A 21,019-nucleotide genomic window follows, 5' to 3' on the forward strand; every position below is an offset into this window, starting at 1 on the left:
GTCATTCCGCCTCTATCATCCTATGTTTCTAAATAAAACATTTGCTTAATAATTTCTTCTGAGATACCCCGTGATTTTAAATCTGGTATAATATTTTCAAAAATGTGAGTCGGATACCAATCTTTTACTAATGTTGCAGTGTCGTCGTTCATTTCCAATGGACGCCCTAGCCAGTAATTAATGGAATCATGGGAGAGCATGATTTGTTTTTCATACCCCTCTTCAAGTAACTTTATAAGCGTATTTATACGCTCTTCATCCATTGGAGCTCCAACCAGTTTTTGAATTCCAAATCGATCAAAACCAATTTTTACTCCAGTTTTTAAAGTATCTCTTTGATAATCAATATTTGTATTGCCACACATATGACCGATAATAATTTTAGATGGTTCTACTCCTAATTCAATAAGCAATCTAGCCTGCTCAGGTCCCATTGTCCCCATCTGCGTATGCGTAATAATTCGAATACCTGTTTCTTTATGCACCTCTGCTGCTATATCGAAAAACATTTTTTCATACGGGGTGATTTCATCCTTACTTGAAGCAAGCTTAATTATTCCTGGTTTAATATCAGTCCCTGCTATACCTTCGTTGATCTCCGTCATGAACATTTCATAAATATCCTTTTCCGCCGTTCCTAACGAATCGCGAAACTTAAAATAGGTTGTAGCCCCTTCTCCTTCATAATAATAGCCAGTAGAACAAACTATCTGAATCCCTGTAGCCTCAGATATTTGTTTTAATAGTTCAGGATTTCTACCACATTCATTGGGGGTTGGATCTACAACTGTTTTAATTCCATACTTCTTAACAGCATTTGCAGCCTTTGTTCCCGCACTTAACGCTTCGTCTGCATTAAAGGGACCATTCGTTACATCACCACTGTATCCTGGATAGCCAAATATAAAATGTTCATGGATTAATGTCTTTCCCATATCTTCGACAGGAATCTTACCTGTGACCGTTTCAATCCATTCGCCCAAACCTATCAACTCCTTAAAGGATTTAAAATAATAGATTCTGTTAGCTTTTCTCTTGTAATTCTCTCCATAATATTTTTCCACTTGAAGTTGTTGGAAAGCTTTCGACAAACTCAATAATACGTGGATATTTATACGCTGCCATTTGACTTTTCGACCATTCTATAATTTCATCTTCCTTTATTTTACCGATAAAATCAGTCTTCAATATGATAAAGGCTTTTACAGTTTCTCCACGCTTTTTATCTGGAGCACTTACTACACATGCCTGTTCAACGGCTGGATGCTTATATAAGATAGCTTCCACTTCTGTCGGCCATACTTTAAATCCTGAAGCATTTATCATTCGCTTTAATCGATCCACAATAAAAAAGTACCCTTCTTCATCCATTTTCACAATATCACCTGTTCGAAAAAACTGTTTTCCATCTATCTCTATATGTGATACCTTATTCTCATCCTCTCGATTGTAATAGCCGGAAAAGACTTGGGGCCCATTGACCACAAGCTCTCCTAGTTCATGAGGTCCAACCTCACTTCCCGTAGCTAGGTCTATTACTCTAGCATCCACATCAAATGAAGGGATTCCCAAGCATTGTAATTTAGGACGATTTGGTGGATTGAAGTGCGTATGTGATATGGTCTCTGTCAGACCGTATCCCTCATAATAACGAAGACCTGTTCTCTCATACAATTGTTCTCCTACTGCTTCCGGAAGCGGTGCTCCTCCACCTCCTATTACTTGTAAGGAAGATAAGCTATAACTATTCATATTTGGATTTGATAAAAAGTCTATTAACATCGTGCTTATATTAATCCAATGTGTACAACCATGTCTCTCCATTTCCTTCGCTGCATAATCACGATCCCAACGGGTCATCATCACGATCGTACTACCTGATTGAATAGGGGCAAGTGCACTGTGAATTAACCCTGTTACATGAAATAATGGTAGAGTTAACAATGGAATCGCATCAGCTGTCATATTCATCCATAGGCTTGCTCCTACAGTATTTGCCTGAATTGTTCTATTGGGGTGAATACATCCTTTCGGCATCCCTGTTGTTCCAGACGTATAGGGAATCATTGCTACATCATCTTCTAAGCCATCATATTCATCTATTTGATAGGTTTCACTTAAAGCATCTTTCCAAAAAATAACATTAGATAGCTTTTGATTATTATTCGCAAGATTAGGTTTGAAATCATTATTCTCGTTATACTCACCTGAGTATTCGGAATACGAAGTTACTATGATATTATTCAAGGAAGTTTCTTTTATTAATGGGACTATATTGTCATACAATTCCTCCCCAATAATTGCATATTTAATATCGCAATCCTTCACATAAAACGCTAAGTCCTGCGTCGTGCTCATCGGATTAATTGGAACAACTACAGCCCGTAGGCGCAAAATAGCAAAGAAGCTTATGAGGTATTGTGGAGAATTCTGCATGAACAACAATACTTTCTCTTGCTTTTCTACCCCTAATTTCTTTTTTAAATACCCAGCAAGTATCTCGACTTCCTCAAGTAGCTCTGTATACGTAATACTTCTTCCATAATAATGTATGGCAATTTTATCAGGATATTTTTTTGTTGAAATGACTAGGTTATCATATATGGTTGTCTTCGGTATTGTTAAACTTTTAGATAAACGAGGCGGCCAAAACTTAAAATGATTTTTATTCATGTATAGACTCCTCCTCTTTAGCTATTGCATGAAATTATCTTTACTACGGAAGTAACACAAGCTTTCCTTTTGTTTCTCTTCCCTGCAACTTCCTATGAACTTTGGCAGCGTCGCTTAATGGATAAGTTCCGCCAATTGTGAGTACTAATTCACCGTTATTCATATACTCTAGTAGTTCCTGTAAGCTCTTTTGATACAAAGCAGGCTTATTCATTATCTGTGGTAGGAAAAATCCAATAATTGATTGATTACGTCGCATTAAAATTCTTGGATCAAATTCTGACTGTTCACCGCTCGCTGCGCCATAAATGACGAGCCTACCAAAAGCGGCCAAGCATTTCACTGTTTTATTAAAAACCTCTCCCCCTACCATTTCTAGAGCTAAATCAACACCTTTACCATCTGTTAATTCACGGATTTCCTTCTCCCATCCTTCCTCTGAATAATTAACAGTGTAGTTCGCTCCCATCTCCTTTGCAAAAGCTAATTTCTCCTTCGTACTTGCCGTTGCGATCACTTTTTTTGCTCCTATTTTTTTGGCAAGCTGTACTGCAATAGAGCCGACTCCTCCCGCAGCTGCGTGAACAAGCACTGTTTCTCCTTCTTCCAATCTCCCCATTGTTTTCAAAATATGATAAGCACTTAACCCTTGTAGTGGTAATGCAACAGCTCTTTCGAAAGACACATCTTTAGGAATCGGAATTAGCTGACTCGCATGCACAACAGCATATTCCGCATACCCTCCTGAACCGATTAACGTTACAACTCGCATTCCTTCCTTTATATCTTGGACATTTTTTCCAACCTTCTTTACTACCCCTGCGATTTCTGCGCCTGGAACAAATGGTAACGGTGTCGGTACAACATAATTACCTTCCCTCCTGGCGGTATCAGCATAATTCACACCAATAGCTTTTACTTCAATTAATACTTCATCTTGACTAAATGCTGGTATTTCCATCTCGATGAGTTCCAACACATCGGGACCACCAAATTCTTTAAATTGAATTCCTTTCATCATTCCACTTCCCTCCCGATTCTCACTCATTATTTTCCCTTACAAGTTTCCATTTTTTCCAAACAAATTATTTTCTTTTCCAATAGTATGGGTATAATCGATAATTCACCTTGTTTGCTAACAAATGCTAGATCTTGTTGGAGGTCGTGGGAGTGTAGCATTTGGCCAACTCTTGATTCACTTAGAACATTATAGGCTTCATGGGATAAATTTTGATAGAATATTTTAGATGCTAATGCGCTATCCGTTAATTCAATATTATTTAAACCATACTCTTTTACCAATTGCTCAATAAAATAACCAGCCCCATAAAAATCTTCAAGACAAAATTGATTCGATGATCCAGAGCAAACGACAATTATTGTCTCATTATCATAGGTCTTTATAATCTGTTTACTTACAGCCTCTCCATTTAACAAGGAAGCAATATAAACCTCTTTCGCTGGAGCTGATTGCCGTATCGCAACGGTTCCATTCGTAGTAGATAGTAAGACTGTTTTATTCTTTACATGTTCTTCTAATCTTGATGGGGCTGGGCTTAAAAACCCATCAATTGTAATACCGTCATATTCCCCAACGAGGGCAACATCCTCTGTTTTATAACCCTTAGCCATAAGAATTGCTTCTTCCCCATTCATTACAGGGATTACTTCTTTTGCACCAAATTGCAAACATGAAATGATTGTGGAGGTTGCCAGTAATACATCAAACACAACTGCAATTTTATCGTCACTCATTTGTACCGTATCTATTTCTTCCTTTTTGAGAAGCAAATGAACTTTCAACGAATCACAGCCCCCTCGCAGAATCCAATGCATATTGAATTAAAGTTTCTGTATATTGATCTAGCTGAGCAAATCTTGGATCACTCGTCTGTCCCTTAAAGTACCGATAATAAATTTGTTGACATATTACCGCTAGTTTAAAGTAAGCAAAAGTAAGGTAAAAATTAATCATTGATACGTCACGACCGCTCCTATTTGCGTAATGTTCCAAAAATTCTTCTCGAGTAAAAAATCCCCCCCATGTTGTTACAGATGCTTTTCCTAACCCTGTTTTCAATTGTTCAGGATCATCTGGCTGTGTCCAATACGATAAAGCAACACCTAAATCTGCAAGGGGATCACCGACAGTTGTCATCTCCCAATCAAACAAACCAATCATTTCACTAAAGTCCTCAGAAAACATTGCATTATTTAGTTTATAATCATAATGAATAATTGTTGGTTTAGGTGAAGATGGAATACTTTTCCGCATCCAATTTGTTAATTCTTTGAGTCCAGAAATCTCACTTGTCTTTGCGTTATCATAACGCTTAATCCAACCAGCTACTTGACGCTCCATGAATCCATCTGGTTTTGTGATATGCTCTAATTCTGTTTTTTTATAATCAATACGATGTAATTCAACTAATCTTTCAACCATTAATTTTGAAATTTTCTTTCCTAATTGCTCGTCATAAGTTACCCCTTCAGGAAAAGTTGAATCAAGAACTATGCCTTTTCTGCGTTCCATGATAAAAAAAGGGCTTCCCACAACTTCCTCATTTTTCGAAAAGTGATAAGGTTTTGGTGCTGTTGGGTATAATGGATATAAACTAGATAATATCTTGTATTCCCTTTCCATATCATGAGCTTTTGGAGCAACCGGTCCAAGGGGAGGTCGTCGTAATACTGCCTCCCACGCTCCTATTCGCAATAGATAGGTAAGGTTAGATGCTCCTGCACCGAATTGTTCAATTTCTAATTCTCCACTTGGAACTTCAGGCATCTTTTCCCGAATATAATGATAAAGTGTTTTCCTATCCAGCTCTTCACCTTTTCTAACAGGCATTGTGTCTCTATATAAAGATTTCACCTATCTATCTCCTCTCACGACACTGCTCATTATGCAGCTTATTAGCAATATATCGGGACTTTCGTTTGCATACTATCCGGTCAGCATGCAAAGCATATTCTATTAGTAAATAGTAAAAATGAAATTTGTAGAGCCAAAGTTACAATACTACTTTTCTATACCAGTTAGTATCATTTTAGAATAAATGGATACCAATTGTTCTGGCGTTACTTCACCTTCTGTTTTATACCAATTATAACTCCAGTTTGTTATCCCAACTATTCCAAATGAAATCATATCTGGACGTAAATCATCTCTAATTTCCCCATGTTTAATTCCTTCCTCAACAATACTTTCAATATTTAAGCGGAATTGTTTACGCTTCTCTTTGATTATTTTAATGTGCTTTTCGGATAAATGTCGCATCTCACGGAAAAAGACACGAGCACTTGAACCATTTTCAACAATGTCTGTAATTATTAAACGAATAATTTCAATTAATTGGTCTTTATATGATGTGTAACTTCTGTTTATAATTTCATACTGAGCTTCTAATAATTTTGTTATATATTCCTCATGAATATCCATTAATAATTGCTCTTTACTAGAATAGTAGTAATAAAATGTACCTTTTGTAACATCTAGTTCATCCACTATATCTTGAATGGAAGTGGTACTAAAGCCCTTTTTTTCAAATAATAAAATACTTTGTTTTACAATTTCACTTTTCATTTGTCTGACCTCGCAAGTTTATAATTTTGTTACTCTTAACTTACCACAAGGTCTGTAATATTTCACTAAGCAAAAGCGTGAGATCCGCCATCAACAGTTAAAATATCACCTGTTACAAAGTCCGATGCTTTTGACGCGAGAAATAATGCAGCTCCTTTCAAATCTTGGTCATTCCCAAATCGATTCAAGGGTGTTCCTTGTAAAATTTCGTCTCCGCCTTTTTCTAATAATCCCCGTGCCATTTTTGTTGGAAAAAAACCTGGGGCGATCGCATTTACATTTATATTATGTTTTCCCCATTTTACTGCCAAATCTTTTGTAAACGTTATAACAGCACCTTTGCTCGTATTATATCCTATCGTATCCATCACTTCAGGGTTTGTACCGCCAAAACCAGCGATCGAAGCGATATTGATAATTTTCCCTTTATTTTGGTCTATCATTACCTTTCCAACTTCTAAACTCATGAGATAAGTTCCAGTAATATTCACATCTATCACCTTATGCCATGCCTCTATTGGCATATCAACAACTGATGCACCCCATGTAGCTCCGCTGTTATTCACTAAAATATCAATGGACCCGAAATGTTCTACCGTTTCTTTAACAACCCTCTTTATATCGTCATGGTTCGTTACATCACAACTAAATGCTAACGAATCGACTCCTAGCTTCTTTAGTTCCTCACTTGTTTCTTTACAGGACTCCAATTTCCGGGAACAAACAACAACATTTGCTCCTGCTTCTGCAAAAGCCTGTGCCATTTGTGCCCCCAATCCACGTCCACCACCAGTAATAATTGCTGTTTTTCCTTCTAATCGAAACAAATCGAATACAGTCACTTTAATATACCTCCTGAGCTAGCTTATGCTTTTTAAGTTCTAATCTAGCAAGTTGGCGGCGGTGCACCTCATCTGGTCCATCCGCAAGTCTAAGTGTTCGCGAATTTGCCCAATGGTTTGCTAAGGTAAAATCTTCACTAACCCCTGCACCACCATGTGCTTGAATGGCTCGATCAATGACTCTAAGTGCCATACTTGGCGCAACAACTTTAATCATCGCAATTTCAGCTTTTGCTTCTTTATTTCCTACCGTATCCATCATGTATGCGGCTTTTAGAGTTAGTAAACGTGCTTGCTCAATTTCAATACGGGAATCTGCAATCCATTCCTGAACAACACCTTGCTCAGCAATTTTCTTACCAAAAGCTTCCCGGTGTTGAGCGCGCTTACATAGATCTTCAAGTGCACGTTCCGCAGCTCCAATTAAACGCATGCAATGATGAATTCTTCCAGGGCCTAAACGTCCTTGAGCGATAGCAAACCCTTTGCCTTCGTCCCAAAGCATATTCTCTGCTGGAACTCTTACGTTATCATAAACAATTTCTGCATGACCATGGGGCGCATCATCATAACCAAAAACTGGAAGCATGCGCTCAATCTTAACGCCTTTTGTATCTAACGGAACAAGAATCATAGATTGTTGTTCATACTTCTCTGCCTTTGGATCATTTTTTCCCATGACGATTGAAATTTTACAACGAGGATCTCCAGCACCGGACGTCCACCATTTACGTCCATTAATAACATATTCGTCACCATCCCTTATAATACTCGTTTCGATATTCGTTGCATCACTCGAAGCAACATCGGGCTCTGTCATCGAGAAGCATGAACGAATTTCACCTTCAAGAAGGGGCTCAAGCCATTGCTTTTTTTGTTGTTCTGAACCATAACGTACTAATACTTCCATATTACCGGTATCGGGTGCACTGCAATTAAATACTTCAGGACCTATCATGGATCTTCCCATTATTTCACAAAGCGGAGCATACTCGAGATTTGTTAATCCTGCACCATACTCACTTTCCGGTAAAAACAAATTCCATAATCCTTCTGCCTTCGCTTTCTCTTTCAATTCTTCCATAATTGGAGGTACAGTGGACCATCTAGTTTCCTGTTGATTTAACTGCTCCTTGTAAACCTTCTCGTTGGGATAGACATACTTCTCCATGAAGTCATTAAGCTTTTTCTGCAATTTAACTACTTTTTCTGTGTAGGTAAATTCCATTTTTTATTCCTCCTCATATTTTATTCTAACAACTAACCTACCGGATAGTATTTTTTGAATCTTTGGTATTATTATAACAAACAATTATTAGAAAGCAATGTTTTTTTAGATTATCATCCAAAAATGAAGCACTTATATTAAAATAACTTTTTCTTGACAAGCAATTCAATATTCGTTAAATTGAAAATAATAGAATATTATAAGCTGCTTAGTCTAATTGACTCTATTGCAGAAATAGAGCAATCCATTAGATAAAACCAGTTATATTGTGCAGATGTATGGAAATATTCTTCCCTATGCCTCTGCCAGTATTGCTGGTTTTTTATATTTTCCATCATTTTAAGGAGGCGTAAATATGGAACAAGAAAAATTAATTGAATTGGACAAGAAGCATTTCATTCATCCTACTTCATCGATTCAGCAACAGCAAAAAGACGGAGCGAAAATGATTGTTGAGAAAGGCGATGGAATTTATTTAACGGATAGAAATGATAACGTTTACATTGATGCGATGTCATCTTTATGGAATGTGAATGTTGGTCACGGAAGAGAGGAACTCGCTGAAGCGGCCGCCGAACAAATGAAAAAGTTAGCTTTTAGTTCGACTTTTTCTACTTTCAGCCATGAGCCAGCGATATTACTTGCTGAAAAAATAAGCTCTCTTGCTCCCGAGGGATTAAACGCAGTCTTCTTTACATCCGGTGGCTCCGAATCGAATGATACAGCAATCAAACTCGCAAGACACTATTGGAGGGTTCAGGATAAACCGGAAAGAAGAAAAATTATTGGAATCAACCGAGCTTATCATGGTGTTGCTGCTGCCTCAACAAGCGCTACAGGCATTCCTGAATTTTGGAATATGGCAGGTAAAATGATGACAGATATTTATCACGCTGATAATCCATATGGCATCGGCAAGGATAAAGCTCTTTCCTCACTCCGATCCGTTATTGAAACAGAAGGTCCAGAAACAGTTGCCGCCTTTATTGCAGAACCGATTCAGGGAGCTGGCGGTGTACTCGTTCCACCAGAAAATTACTTGCAAGAGGTACGAAATCTTTGCGACGAGTACGGAATTTTGTATATTGCGGATGAAGTGATTACTGGCTTTGGGCGCACTGGAAAATGGTTTGGTGTTGAAAATTACGGTGTTACTCCAGACATTATTTCTTTTGCGAAAGGCGTTACAAGCGGGTATATCCAGCTTGGTGGAGTTATTGTCTCTGATCAGATCCATGACGTTTTAAAAGAAAAGTCTGCCGGTACCCTTTTCCATGGTTACACGTATAGTGGCCACCCTACCGCAACTGCTGTTGGACTCAAAAATATTGAAATCATGGAAAATGAAGGACTGCTAGAGAATGCACAGAAAATGGGAGAGGTCATGCTCAAAGGCTTTAAAAAGCTTAAAGAAGAACTCGATATTGTTGGGGATGTTCGTGCTGTTGGCTTACTTGGTGCCGTAGAGCTTGTGGAAGATCCTGCCACAAATAAGCGGTTTGCTAGTGACTTACAAGTAGCTCCAAAAGTAATCGAAGCTCTGCATCAGCGTGGTGTAATTTGTCGTGCTGTTACCTACGAAGGAACAGACATTATCTGCTTCTGCCCGCCGCTCATTATTAATGAACAACAAATCGAAACAATGATAGAGAGACTTCATGATGCGATTAAAGAAGTGAGAAAAGAGTTATCGGCTGTTTTAAAATAAACATTTTAGACAGGTGGGATTCCTTCCTAAAACGAATCCCACCTCATACTACATTCCAGTAAGGAGGGCTTACATGGATTCAGACCAAAAACTTCTAAAACTGTTAGGAAATAAGGACGTACTAGCACTTGCCTTTGGCGCTATGATTGGCTGGGGCTGGGTTGTCACGACAGGTATTTGGATTAATGAAGCGGGATCTTTGGGGGCTATTTTAGCTTTTGTTATCGGTGGGATTATGGTAGTCTTCGTAGGTCTTACTTACGCGGAGCTCGCTGCTGCGATGCCGCTCGTTGGTGGTGAATTTGTCTATACGTATAAAGCGATGGGCAGGGTGCTGTCCTTTATCACAACATGGGCCATCATCTTCGGTTATGTATCTGTTGTCGCTTTTGAGGCGGTTGCCTTACCGACCGTGTTCGAATATTTAATTCCGAATTTCAGCCAAGGCTATTTGTACACAATCCAAGGCTGGGATGTAACGCTTACTTGGGCAGGTACTGGAATGCTTGGATCGATTCTTATTGCATGGGTGAACTATCGCGGGATTAAACTAACTTCTTTCATCAATATCGTACTGACATTATTAATCATTATCGCAGGCATTTTACTTATTACAGGTAGTAGTGTTTCCGGCACAACTGCAACAATGGAACCGTTCTTTCAAAAAGGATTTTCCGGATTATTAACCGTTATCGTCATGACTCCATTCATGTTTGTTGGCTTTGATGTGATCCCTCAAGCTGCAGAAGAAATAAATCTACCGAAAAAACGAATTGGTCAACTACTTATTTTTTCGGTTATTTTAGCGGTTATCTGGTATGTTTCTATTATTTTTGGTGTTTCACGGGTCATGACACCTTCAGAACTTGCAGCAACAAACTTAGCAACTGCAGATGCAATGAGTAACGCTTATGGCGGAAGTCAATTAATGGCTAATATTCTTGTCCTTGGAGGGATCGGCGGGATTTTGACAAGCTGGTTAGGTTTTTACGTTGGTGGTAGTAGAGCAATTTATGCCCTCGCAAAAGCTGGCATGTTACCAAAATTCCTAGGCGAGTTACACCCTAAATACCGGACTCCACATAAGGCAATCATTCTTATCGCAGTTCTGTCCACGATGGCGCCACTGCTTGGCCGCCCTGCTCTTGTCTGGTTTGTCGATGCAGGTGGAATCGGACTTGTCATCGGTTGGTCCATGGTCGCACTTTCCTTTGTCATCCTAAGAAAGAAAGCACCGGAAATGGAGCGTCCATTCAAACTTCGCGGTGGATCGGTAATTGGCTGGATTGCAACCATCCTTGCATTTGGAATCGCTACTTTATATTTACCAGGCATGCCATCTGCTTTAGGAATTCCAGAATGGATTATTATCGGATTCTGGTTCTTAATTGGAGCGATTTTTTACAATTATTCCATGCACAAATATGGGAAAGAAAACGTAGAAGATCATATGAAAAAAGAAATTGACCGCATTGCTTAATATTGTTTGCAAAAATTTTAGAATATACTATAATAAAAATAATGAATCGTGTTAAGGCGCATCCACGCCTATGTCACATGATCAATGTAGCAATTTAAATAGTAAACTGCCTAATCTGTTTACAGTCCCTACCAGGATTGTTCCAACAGCCAAAAGCCAGTTCAAATTGATTTACAGGATGCTGTATATCGTTTGAGCTGGCTTTTTTAATACATATGAAAGGAGGTTCATTCATGGCTTCAGCTCTTTCTAATTTTAAAATTCTTGACCTGTCCCGGGTACTTGCCGGTCCTTATTGTACGATGATTTTAGGTGACCTCGGTGCTGAAGTGATTAAAGTCGAAGCGCCTGGAGGGAGTGACGATACCCGAAAATGGGGTCCCCCCTTTCAAGAAGGTGTGAGTGCTTATTACCTGAGCGCGAACCGCAACAAAAAAAGTATTACGGTCGATTTAAAGACGGAAGAAGGAATCACCCTCATTAAGAAATTAGTAAAAGAAAGTGATGTCATTATCAATAACTTTAAAACTGGGACAATGGCAAGACTTGGACTCGATTATGAAACCGTTGCGGATATTAATCCAGGAATTGTCTTCTGCTCCATCACCGGTTTTGGCGAAACGGGTCCAAATAAAGCGATGCCCGGCTATGATTTTATCGTGCAAGCAATGAGTGGCTTAATGAGTATCACAGGAGATAAAAATTCTGGACCGCAAAAACTTGGTGTCGCTATTACAGATGTTTTAACCGGGCTATATGCCTGTATCGGCATTCAGGCTGCACTGCTTGAAAGAAACTTCTCTGGCAAAGGACAGAAACTTGATATTTCACTCTATGACAGTGCCGTCAGTTCACTCGTTAATATTGGCAGTAATTATTTAATGTCAGGGAAAATCCCTGAAGCACTCGGTAATCATCATGCCAATATCGTTCCGTACCAAACATTTAAAACATTAGATGGTGAAATTGTTATTGCGGTTGGCAATGATCACCAATATAAATCACTATGTACCGTTCTCGAAAGACCTGAGTTAGGTACAGATGCTAGATTTTTAACGAATCCGGACCGCGTCCAGCACAGGGAACAATTAGTTCCATTATTACAGGAGGTATTTGCGACGAAACCTACCTACTATTGGCAAAAGCGCTGTAATGAAAATAACATTCCCTGCGGACCGATACAAAACCTGGAAGAAGTGAGCAAAGATCCGCAGCTCATCGCTCGTGACATGTTTATTAGCGCTGAACATCCAACTGCCGGACCGATTAAGATGATTGGCAGTCCATTGAAATTATCGAGAACACCCGTAACATACCGCCATCACCCGCCTAACGCTGGGGAGCATAATGAGGAAATCATGAATCAAACAACAAAAAACTAATTTTAGGAGATGATCATATGAATTTTGAATTCACGGAAGAACAAAATATGCTACGTAAAACAGTGAGAGATTTTACCGATAGGGAGATCATGCCGTACATTGCAGATTGGGACCGAACAGGACAATTTGATCCAAGTATAATTGACAAAATTTCCGAACTCGGTCTAATGGGTGTATGTATCCCAGAGGAATATGGCGGTAGCGGCATGGATTACAATTCCCTTGCAATTGTATGTGAAGAACTTGAGCGAGGCGATACCGCATTCCGGACAGCCGTCTCCGTCCATACCGGATTAAATAGCATGACGTTGCTTCAGTGGGGTACGGAAGAACAAAAGCAAAAATATCTCGTGCCACAAGCAAAGGGAGAGAAAATCGGTGCATTCGGCCTCACGGAGCCAGCTGCCGGATCTGATGTTGCAGCTTTAGAAACGAGTGCTGTTAAAGATGGTGACCATTATATTTTAAACGGTCAAAAGACATGGATTTCCCTCTGTGATCTGGCGGACAACTTTTTAGTATTTGCCTACACTGGTGACAGATCGGAAAGACATAAAGGAATCTCTGCTTTTATCGTGGAGCGGACATGGGATGGTTTTTCCTCTAAAGCAATTAAAGGAAAACATGGCATACGTTCCGGGAATACTGGAGAGATCTTTTTCGATAATGTGAAGGTACCGAAAGAAAACCTGCTTGGTGAAGAAGGAGAAGGCTTTAAAATTGCCATGTCAGCCCTCGATAATGGACGCTTCACCGTTGCAGCCGGTGCCGTCGGACAAATTATGGCTTGCATCGAGGCTAGTGTAAAATACTGTCATGAGCGGGAAACTTTCGGTAAGGAGATTGGAAAACATCAGCTCGTGCAACAGATGATTGCCAAAATGGAAGCTGGTTTTCAAATGAGCAGACTTCTCGTCTATCGCGCCGGAGAGTTAAAAAATCAAGGAAAACGGAACACAAGAGAAACATCCCTCGCTAAATGGCAGGCGTGCGATTTTGCCAACCGAGCTGCGGATGATGCCGTCCAAATCCACGGGGCATACGGATACTCTGATGAATATCCGGTAGAAAGATATTTACGCAACTCAAAAGCGCCTGTTATTTATGAAGGGACGAGAGAAATTCATACGATCATGCAAGCAGAATATGTCCTTGGCTACCGTCAGGATAAAACGCTTAATCGAATGCTGCCTGCTTGGGAAGAATCTTCAACCGTTCCCGGTCTCTAATTATTAGTGAAGGAGAGTGTCTAAATGCAGATTGAAACGATGACAAAAAGCTTATTCATTAATGGTTCCTGGAGAGATTTTGACGGAAAAACAGAAACAGTCTATAATCCGGCCACATTAGAACCAATCACAGAAGTCGCTTATGCCGGAAAAAAAGAAACGGAAGAAGCAATTGAAGCTGCAGCAGAAGCTTTTCTCTCCTGGAGTGAGACGACTGGACGTGAGCGATCGACCATTTTATATAAAGCACACCAGCTCATGTTGGAAGATGCAGAACGGCTTGGCAAAATTTTGACAATGGAACAAGGAAAGCCATTAAATGAAGCAATCGGCGAAGTAAAAGGTGCAGCCGCCTTCTTACTCTGGTATGCCGAAGAAGCAAGCAGAGGATACGGGGAATGGATCCCTTCTTCCAATAAGAATAAACGGATGCTCGTCATCCCACGACCTGTTGGAGTTGTTGGAGCAATTACGCCTTGGAACTTCCCAGCCTCTATGATCACTCGAAAAATTGCTCCTGCTTTAGCAGCAGGATGTACCGTTGTCTTGAAGCCAGCTCCTGAAACACCGCTTTCTGCTATCGAGATTATGAAAGTGTTTGAGAAAGCTGGTATGCCTAATGGAGTTGTAAACTTAATTACGGGTGATTCCAAAGCAATTGGCGAGGCTCTGCTTGAAAGTAAAGAAGTCCGCCATATTACATTTACCGGATCAACCGCGGTTGGAAAATATTTAATGCAAGAAAGTGCCAACCATGTGAAAAAGCTGTCGCTTGAGCTCGGTGGCCATGCACCAAGTATTGTTTTTGAAGATGCCGACCTTGAGAAAGCAGCAACACTCGTGCTAGGGAGTAAATTTAGAAATAACGGTCAGACGTGTATCTGTACGAACCGTTTATATGTCCACGAATCCATTGCCGAACAATTTACTGCGAAACTTACAGAAAAAGTAGCACAATTAAAGATTGGTTCAGGCTTAGAGAAAGATACGGAGATTGGACCTTTAATCAATAAGAAAGCTTTAGAAAAAGTACATTCCCATTTGGAAGATGCTGTAAGTAAAGGAGCAAAAGTTCTGAATGGAGGCGCTCCATGGGATGGTAATTTAAAAGGGCATTTCTATCAGCCTACGATTCTATCTGAAGTGACAAACGATATGGTTATTATGAATGAAGAAACCTTTGGACCGATCATTCCGATTCAAACATTTAACGATGAAAGCGACGTAATTAATAAGGCAAATGATACAGACTATGGGTTAGCCTCTTTTATTTTCACGGAGAATACGAGTCGGGCAATCCGAGTTACGGAAAAGTTGGACTACGGTATTGTCGGTGTCAACGATGTCTTCCCTGCCAGTCCAGAAGCTCCTTTTGGTGGTATCAAACAATCTGGAAACGGTAAAGAAGGCGGAAATCACGGGATGGATGAATTCCTTGAACAGCAATTTGTTTCAATTGGGATTTAGTAAATAATTATGGTGAGTTCCTCTGCCACGCCAGAGAGGACTCACCATTTTTTCATCCTGTTATTTAGGTGTTTTTACCATATTCTCGTACTGTTTATATAAATCCTTCATTGCCGAAGCGAGCGCGTTACCTGCCTTTCCCAGATAATGCTCTTTAATTGCTTGCACAGGCTTATCAATTCCATCTTGCAAACTATGCCCCTTTAGTAAATATTGAACAAAATCTCTACCATGCTCTGTTGCGAGTGTACAACTTGCCGTCACGATTACCCCATACTTCTTATCGATTTCCGCAGTAATTGTCAATGTTTCATAGATATTTTTTGCTGCCATCCCTGATGGTAGTCTCGAATGTCCTGCGATAAAGACTGTGTTCATCTCTCCATCTCCTCCGTTTTTATATTCTCTATATTATTAATATACCATGATTTGTATATCTTTTTATAATTTCTTTAGTATTACAAAAGATACTAAGGATTATGGGAAGAGTCAAGGCCAAAAAACTACTATGATAAATTACGTGCAGCGGACAAATCGAGCAGCAACCTTTCTAAGTACCCCAAAGATCGCAATCAAGAGAGTGTGGGATCTAGCAAATAATAAAAGCGCCCAGACTTCGGACGCTTGTCAAAATAGTTATTTACCCTCTACACCACTCAACGCTGCTTCATCAACAATAACAGTAACATTTTCATGCTTTTTCAAAATTGAGGCTGGGAAGTCTTCTGTAACTTCGCCATTTAATAATTTTGCCATTGCATCTGCTTTTGCTTCACCAGAAACAAGTAATAGAATCTCTTTACTGTTCATGATTGTTTCGATTCCCATAGAAACTGCTTGTGTTGGCACTTCTTCAATTGAATTGAAGAATCGTGCATTTGCTTGAATAGTAGACTCATCTAAATCAACAATATGTGTCTTACTAGTGAATGATGTTCCTGGCTCATTAAAACCAATATGGCCATTTCCACCAATACCCAATACCTGAACATCAATTCCACCTACTTGTTCAATTGCACGCTCATGTTCCATACATTCTTTTTTCAAATCTGTTGCAGCACCATTTGGAATGTGAACACGGTCTATCGCAATATCTACATGGCGAAATAACTTTTCATTCATAAAATAATAATAGCTATTTGGATCATTTTGTTCTAATCCGACATATTCATCTAAATTGAAAGTAGTCACATTTTCAAAAGATATTTCATTTTGCTGATGCTTTTCAATAATTCGTTGATAAAGTCCTTCTGGTGTGGAACCAGTTGCTAAACCAAGAACCGGGTTTTCCAACGAATTGATACGATCAACCATAAACTCGGTTGCTTTTTCGCTCATCTCATCATAGTCTTTTACTTTGATAACGTTCACTATTCAATCTCCCCCAAATATAAAACTTCTACATCTATTTCGATAATAATACAGATTATTCATATTGGAATGAAATTTTCCCACGGCATATTGTATATTTAATGTTCAGATCATCATCGACCAATAGGATATCGGCAACTTTCCCTAGAGTAATACTGCCTTTTTGATCGTAAATGCCAATTTGTTTTGCCGGGTTAACGGAAGCCATCTCAACAATATTACGCAGCTTAACACCTTCCAGTTGAAGCATTTGCTTAGCACCATCATGCATCTTCAAAATACTGCCTGCTAATGTTCCATCTTCTAAAACAGCTCTATCATTTTTTACTTTAACTGGCTGACCACCAAGCTCATAGTCTCCATCTGGCAGCCCTTTAGCCCGCATCGCATCCGTAATTAAAATAATCCGCTCACTGCCCATGTTATTATAAATTAATTGCAGCATTTCTGGGGTAACATGAATTCCATCTGCGATAAGCTCTGCTCGTAATTCATCCAATTGAAATGCAGCACCAACTGCACCAATATCACGGTGATGGATTCCATTCATTGCATTGCAAAGGTGGGTCAGTTGGCTAACCCCTTGTGCTACTGCCTTTTTGATTCCAGCAAATCCAGCATCTGTATGCCCTGCCGATACATTCACACCAGCTGCTGCGAGATGTTTTATAAAAAGACCTTCTTCATCATGCTCTGGTGCCATCGTAATCGTTTTTATATTGCCACCTGATTGCTCCTGCCATTTCTTAAATTGCTCTAAATCTGGCTTAACAATATACTCTTTTGGTTGTGCGCCAGCTTTTGACTTTTCTACAAAAGGGCCTTCCAAATGGATACCGATCATTTCCGCCTGACCCGGTTTATTTGGATAACGTGCAGCATTTTCTAAGGCTTTCGAAATGTTATCAGGTGACTGCGTAATCGTCGTTGCGATAAAGCTTGTCGTTCCTTCCATTGGTAAAAGCGATGCAATCTTGTCCAGCGCTTCTTCTGTTGCATCCATGGTGTCCGCTCCATTTGCACCGTGGATGTGACCATCGATAAATCCAGGGATGGCGATTAGCCCGGTCGCATCAATAATGTGAGCGACCTCAGTGAAAGTCTGTGTGAAGGACTCTCCCTCCAAAAGGCTTTGAATCTGTTCATTTTCAATGTAAATCCCACCATTTGGGATAACTTTATCTTCCAGATAGATTTTAGCATTTTTTATAAGAATGGACTTATTGGTTTCCATTGTTCGCGCCCTCTCTGCAAATTTCTGCTAATGCTATTTGTCTTCAGCTGTTATAATAACCGTTTCTCCTGCTTTAGCTGTCTTTTCAGATGTAAAGTGATAATTTTTCTTTCCTTCTGCACTATTGGTAATGACAATTGGCGTAATTGTATTTGATGCATGTTCACCAATGTATTCCAAATCTGCTTCCATCAAAAGCTGACCAGCTTTTACTTCATCATCAACATTTATCTTTGCTGTAAATCCTTCACCTTTAAGTCCAACTGTCTCAAGTCCAATATGGATTAGAATTTCAACGCCACCTTCTGTAACAAGTCCGATCGCATGCTTCGTTTCAGCAACTTGAATAACCTTTCCGTCTACAGGCGAATAGATCTTTCCATCTTCCGGAATAATGGCAATCCCTTCACCCATCATTTTTTCGCTAAATACTGGATCCGGAACTTCTTCCAAAGGTACAATCTTTCCATTTACTGGTGCAACTATATTTTCTTCCTTTTTTTGCTTGAATAATTTTTTAAACATGGCTGATTTCCTTTCTTGTATTAGGATCATCATTATCTACTATTAAAGCATATCTTTAATTTCATGAGCAAATCGGGCAGTAATATCTTTTGGCCTTGTAATTGCACCGCCGACGACTGTCGCATATACACCTAATTCAAAAACTCGCTTCAGCATTTGCGGTGTCATAATATTTCCCTCGGCAATTACTGGCTTATCGACGGCACGTAGTATCTCTTTTAAAAAGGCAAAATCATCATCATATAATTTCTTACCTTTTGTATGCTTGGTATAACCATGTAATGTCGTTCCGATGTAATCAAATCCTAATTTTTCAGCAATAACAGCTTCTTCCATTGTTGATATATCTGCCATCAATTCAACATTTGGTGCTTTCTCTCTTGCATAGGAAACTAATTCCTCCAAAGTTTTTTCAGGTCTTTGGCTGATTGTGGCGTCCATTGCAATAACTTCACAGCCACTTTCAATTAATTCATCGATCTCTTTACTCGTTGCGGTGATATAGACATCAGATCCTTCATAATCCCGCTTTACAATTCCAATAACAGGAAGATCCACTTCTTTTTTTATTTCGATAATATCTTCTTTTGAATTGGCTCGAATTCCTTTTCCCCCACCTTGAGCAGCAGCAAGTGCCATCTTACTCATGATAAAGGACGAATGAAGCGGTTCGTCTTCTAACGCTTGACACGATACAATTAAATTTCTCGGTAATTTCAAAACAGTCATCTCCTATTACTTCTCCAATTCTTCCTCAACCTCATTTTTAATAACAGAAACCTGTGGTCCGTAGATTACTTGTACGCCTTCACCTTTTACAATAACACCTTTACTTCCTGTTTGCTGTAAGGCATCCTTGTCTACCATTTCGCCATCTTTAACCGTGACACGCAATCTCGTCGCACAATTATCGACATCAACAAGGTTATCTTTTCCACCCAATGCTTGAATAATTGCAAGTGGTCGCTCCTCACCGGAACCTTGAGTTGTTTGTACTGTCGTATCATCTTCTGCCTTCTTGTCTTCACGTCCAGGTGTTTTAAAATTAAACTTCCTTATCAAGAAAGTGAACGTAAAGAAATATAAGAAGAACCAAATGACTCCGATTGGGATAACATACATCCAGTTCGTTAAAGCCTGACCTTGTAATATTCCAAATAAAATAAAGTCAATAAATCCTCCTGAGAAGGTTTGTCCGATTGTTATTTGGAAAATATGTGCTAGCATAAATGCTAAACCGTCAAAAATTGCATGGATCACATAAAGCACTGGTGCGATAAATAAGAATGAGAATTCCAATGGCTCTGTAATACCCGTTAAAAAGGACGTCAATCCAGCTGAAAGCATTAATCCACCGACAACCTTTTTATTTTCAGGCTTCGCAGTTCTATAGATGGCGTAAGCTGCCCCTAATAATCCAAACATCATCGTAATGAATCGCCCAGACATAAAACGTGAAGTACCTTCAAAGAATTTCGTTGTCGTAGGGTCACCCAATTGTGCAAAGAATATATTTTGTGTTCCTTGAATTAATTGCCCACCAATTTCCAATGCTCCACCTAAGCCAGTTTGCCAGAACGGTAAATAGAAAATGTGATGCAGTCCAAATGGGCCTAATAAACGCAAGATAAAGCCATAGAAGAATGTACCAATATACCCTGTTGCATTAACAATATCCCCAAAGCTAAAAATACCATTTTGAATAATCGGCCATACAAAATACATGACCGTTCCAAGAATAATTGCAGAAAAAGAAGTTACAATTGGAACAAATCGTGATCCTCCAAAGAATCCTAAGAACTGTGGCAACTCAATTTTATTAAATCGATTATGCAGCATACCTGCCATAATCCCAACAAGAATTCCGCCAAAAACACCTGACTCTAATGTTTGAACTCCTAATGTAACACCTTGCCCAACTGCTGAAAGATTATCTGCTGCAAGGCTATCTGTAATAATTAAAATAGCATTAATTGTTGCATTCATGACAAGGTAACCAATTAATGCAGCTAACCCTGCGGTACCTTTATCTGATTTAGCGAGACCAATGGCAACACCTACCGCAAAGATAACCGGTAGATTCGCAAACACAATGTCCCCAGCAGAACTCATTATCGTAAAAATTGCTTGAAGCCAACTATGGTCTAAAATTGGATAAACACTAACTGTATTTGGATTAGATAAAGCACCACCGATACCAAGCAAAAGACCTGCTGCAGGCAGAATAGCAATTGGAAGCATAAACGATTTCCCAAATTGCTGCGCTTTACCGAAAAACTTTTTCATAAAAATAA

The 21,019-nt window shown here is 39.3% G+C and carries 19 protein-coding genes; 5 read left to right on the forward strand and 14 right to left on the reverse strand.

Annotated elements, in window-relative coordinates; genetic code table 11:
* Positions 1–20 precede the first annotated feature (20 nt).
* The 8 genes from IEX94_RS03845 to IEX94_RS03880 all read right to left on the reverse strand — a co-directional run bounded on the left by IEX94_RS03845 (position 21) and on the right by IEX94_RS03880 (position 8,329).
* A complete protein-coding gene (locus IEX94_RS03845; protein WP_188856108.1) occupies positions 21–983 on the reverse strand; it encodes a phosphotriesterase family protein in 963 nt (320 codons plus the stop codon).
* 40 nt (positions 984–1,023) lie between these two features.
* Entirely contained in the window at positions 1,024–2,673 is a 1,650-nt protein-coding gene (locus tag IEX94_RS03850) for a long-chain-fatty-acid--CoA ligase (protein ID WP_188856109.1), read from the reverse strand.
* A 43-nt stretch (positions 2,674–2,716) separates the two neighbouring features.
* Positions 2,717–3,691 (reverse strand): quinone oxidoreductase family protein, encoded by a 975-nt coding sequence (locus tag IEX94_RS03855; RefSeq protein ID WP_188856208.1) that lies wholly within the window; start codon positions 3,689–3,691, stop codon positions 2,717–2,719.
* A 29-nt stretch (positions 3,692–3,720) separates the two neighbouring features.
* Complete coding sequence (locus tag IEX94_RS03860) at positions 3,721–4,476, reverse strand: 2-phosphosulfolactate phosphatase (protein ID WP_229782551.1); 756 nt, start codon at positions 4,474–4,476, stop codon at positions 3,721–3,723.
* A 4-nt stretch (positions 4,477–4,480) separates the two neighbouring features.
* Positions 4,481–5,524, reverse strand: coding sequence for a phosphotransferase family protein (locus IEX94_RS03865; protein WP_188856209.1), 1,044 nt, complete (start codon positions 5,522–5,524; stop codon positions 4,481–4,483).
* 171 nt (positions 5,525–5,695) lie between these two features.
* Positions 5,696–6,259, reverse strand: a complete 564-nt coding sequence (locus tag IEX94_RS03870) for a TetR/AcrR family transcriptional regulator (RefSeq protein ID WP_188856111.1) — start codon at positions 6,257–6,259, stop codon at positions 5,696–5,698.
* Between the two features lie 65 nt (positions 6,260–6,324).
* On the reverse strand, positions 6,325–7,101 hold the full coding sequence (locus IEX94_RS03875) for an SDR family oxidoreductase (RefSeq protein WP_188856112.1): 777 nt from the start codon (positions 7,099–7,101) through the stop codon (positions 6,325–6,327).
* 1 nt (position 7,102) lies between these two features.
* The gene (locus IEX94_RS03880) at positions 7,103–8,329 is read right to left on the reverse strand and encodes an acyl-CoA dehydrogenase (protein ID WP_188856113.1); all 1,227 of its coding nucleotides are present in this window, start codon (positions 8,327–8,329) and stop codon (positions 7,103–7,105) included.
* Positions 8,330–8,684: 355 nt separating this feature from the next.
* Here IEX94_RS03880 and IEX94_RS03885 point away from each other — a divergent pair, with 355 nt between their 5' ends.
* The 5 genes from IEX94_RS03885 to IEX94_RS03905 all read left to right on the forward strand — a co-directional run bounded on the left by IEX94_RS03885 (position 8,685) and on the right by IEX94_RS03905 (position 15,595).
* Positions 8,685–10,037 (forward strand): aminotransferase family protein, encoded by a 1,353-nt coding sequence (locus IEX94_RS03885; protein ID WP_188856114.1) that lies wholly within the window; start codon positions 8,685–8,687, stop codon positions 10,035–10,037.
* A gap of 73 nt (positions 10,038–10,110) precedes the next feature.
* Positions 10,111–11,517: an APC family permease gene (locus tag IEX94_RS03890; RefSeq protein WP_188856115.1), complete on the forward strand. Its 1,407-nt coding sequence runs from the start codon at positions 10,111–10,113 to the stop codon at positions 11,515–11,517.
* A 233-nt stretch (positions 11,518–11,750) separates the two neighbouring features.
* Positions 11,751–12,899 carry a CaiB/BaiF CoA transferase family protein gene (locus IEX94_RS03895; RefSeq protein ID WP_188856116.1) on the forward strand — a complete coding sequence of 383 codons (1,149 nt, stop codon included), beginning with the start codon at positions 11,751–11,753 and terminating at the stop codon, positions 12,897–12,899.
* A 17-nt stretch (positions 12,900–12,916) separates the two neighbouring features.
* The gene (locus IEX94_RS03900) at positions 12,917–14,128 is read left to right on the forward strand and encodes an acyl-CoA dehydrogenase family protein (RefSeq protein ID WP_188856117.1); all 1,212 of its coding nucleotides are present in this window, start codon (positions 12,917–12,919) and stop codon (positions 14,126–14,128) included.
* A 24-nt stretch (positions 14,129–14,152) separates the two neighbouring features.
* The gene (locus IEX94_RS03905; protein WP_188856118.1) at positions 14,153–15,595 is read left to right on the forward strand and encodes an NAD-dependent succinate-semialdehyde dehydrogenase; all 1,443 of its coding nucleotides are present in this window, start codon (positions 14,153–14,155) and stop codon (positions 15,593–15,595) included.
* Positions 15,596–15,655: 60 nt separating this feature from the next.
* Here IEX94_RS03905 and IEX94_RS03910 read toward each other — a convergent pair whose 3' ends face one another.
* From IEX94_RS03910 to ptsG, 6 genes are all read right to left on the reverse strand, one after another.
* Positions 15,656–15,973 (reverse strand): DUF3870 domain-containing protein, encoded by a 318-nt coding sequence (locus IEX94_RS03910; protein WP_188856119.1) that lies wholly within the window; start codon positions 15,971–15,973, stop codon positions 15,656–15,658.
* A gap of 258 nt (positions 15,974–16,231) precedes the next feature.
* Positions 16,232–16,966 (reverse strand): glucosamine-6-phosphate deaminase, encoded by a 735-nt coding sequence (gene nagB / locus IEX94_RS03915; RefSeq protein ID WP_188856120.1) that lies wholly within the window; start codon positions 16,964–16,966, stop codon positions 16,232–16,234.
* Positions 16,967–17,021: 55 nt separating this feature from the next.
* Complete coding sequence (nagA, locus tag IEX94_RS03920) at positions 17,022–18,200, reverse strand: N-acetylglucosamine-6-phosphate deacetylase (RefSeq protein ID WP_188856121.1); 1,179 nt, start codon at positions 18,198–18,200, stop codon at positions 17,022–17,024.
* A 33-nt stretch (positions 18,201–18,233) separates the two neighbouring features.
* Positions 18,234–18,725, reverse strand: a complete 492-nt coding sequence (locus tag IEX94_RS03925; protein WP_188856122.1) for a PTS sugar transporter subunit IIA — start codon at positions 18,723–18,725, stop codon at positions 18,234–18,236.
* Positions 18,726–18,767: 42 nt separating this feature from the next.
* Positions 18,768–19,445 carry an N-acetylmannosamine-6-phosphate 2-epimerase gene (locus IEX94_RS03930; protein WP_229782552.1) on the reverse strand — a complete coding sequence of 226 codons (678 nt, stop codon included), beginning with the start codon at positions 19,443–19,445 and terminating at the stop codon, positions 18,768–18,770.
* A gap of 15 nt (positions 19,446–19,460) precedes the next feature.
* Positions 19,461–21,011: a glucose-specific PTS transporter subunit IIBC gene (ptsG, locus tag IEX94_RS03935; RefSeq protein ID WP_188856124.1), complete on the reverse strand. Its 1,551-nt coding sequence runs from the start codon at positions 21,009–21,011 to the stop codon at positions 19,461–19,463.
* Positions 21,012–21,019: the final 8 nt, after the last annotated feature.

This window comes from Oceanobacillus indicireducens, assembly GCF_014647195.1.
Lineage (GTDB): Bacteria > Bacillota > Bacilli > Bacillales > Amphibacillaceae > Oceanobacillus > Oceanobacillus indicireducens.

What these genes read in the sequence shown, in the direction of transcription:
- ptsG (WP_188856124.1), bottom strand. Translation starts at nt 21,011, where the DNA reads ATGAAAAAGTTTTTCGGTAAAGCGCAGCAATTTGGGAAATCGTTTATG.
- IEX94_RS03910 (WP_188856119.1), bottom strand. Translation starts at nt 15,973, where the DNA reads ATGAACACAGTCTTTATCGCAGGACATTCGAGACTACCATCAGGGATG.
- IEX94_RS03870 (WP_188856111.1), bottom strand. Translation starts at nt 6,259, where the DNA reads ATGAAAAGTGAAATTGTAAAACAAAGTATTTTATTATTTGAAAAAAAG.
- IEX94_RS03895 (WP_188856116.1), top strand. Translation starts at nt 11,751, where the DNA reads ATGGCTTCAGCTCTTTCTAATTTTAAAATTCTTGACCTGTCCCGGGTA.
- nagA (WP_188856121.1), bottom strand. Translation starts at nt 18,200, where the DNA reads ATGGAAACCAATAAGTCCATTCTTATAAAAAATGCTAAAATCTATCTG.
- IEX94_RS03855 (WP_188856208.1), bottom strand. Translation starts at nt 3,691, where the DNA reads ATGAAAGGAATTCAATTTAAAGAATTTGGTGGTCCCGATGTGTTGGAA.
- IEX94_RS03890 (WP_188856115.1), top strand. Translation starts at nt 10,111, where the DNA reads ATGGATTCAGACCAAAAACTTCTAAAACTGTTAGGAAATAAGGACGTA.
- IEX94_RS03850 (WP_188856109.1), bottom strand. Translation starts at nt 2,673, where the DNA reads ATGAATAAAAATCATTTTAAGTTTTGGCCGCCTCGTTTATCTAAAAGT.
- IEX94_RS03880 (WP_188856113.1), bottom strand. Translation starts at nt 8,329, where the DNA reads ATGGAATTTACCTACACAGAAAAAGTAGTTAAATTGCAGAAAAAGCTT.
- IEX94_RS03900 (WP_188856117.1), top strand. Translation starts at nt 12,917, where the DNA reads ATGAATTTTGAATTCACGGAAGAACAAAATATGCTACGTAAAACAGTG.
- IEX94_RS03885 (WP_188856114.1), top strand. Translation starts at nt 8,685, where the DNA reads ATGGAACAAGAAAAATTAATTGAATTGGACAAGAAGCATTTCATTCAT.
- IEX94_RS03925 (WP_188856122.1), bottom strand. Translation starts at nt 18,725, where the DNA reads ATGTTTAAAAAATTATTCAAGCAAAAAAAGGAAGAAAATATAGTTGCA.
- IEX94_RS03865 (WP_188856209.1), bottom strand. Translation starts at nt 5,524, where the DNA reads ATGCCTGTTAGAAAAGGTGAAGAGCTGGATAGGAAAACACTTTATCAT.
- IEX94_RS03905 (WP_188856118.1), top strand. Translation starts at nt 14,153, where the DNA reads ATGCAGATTGAAACGATGACAAAAAGCTTATTCATTAATGGTTCCTGG.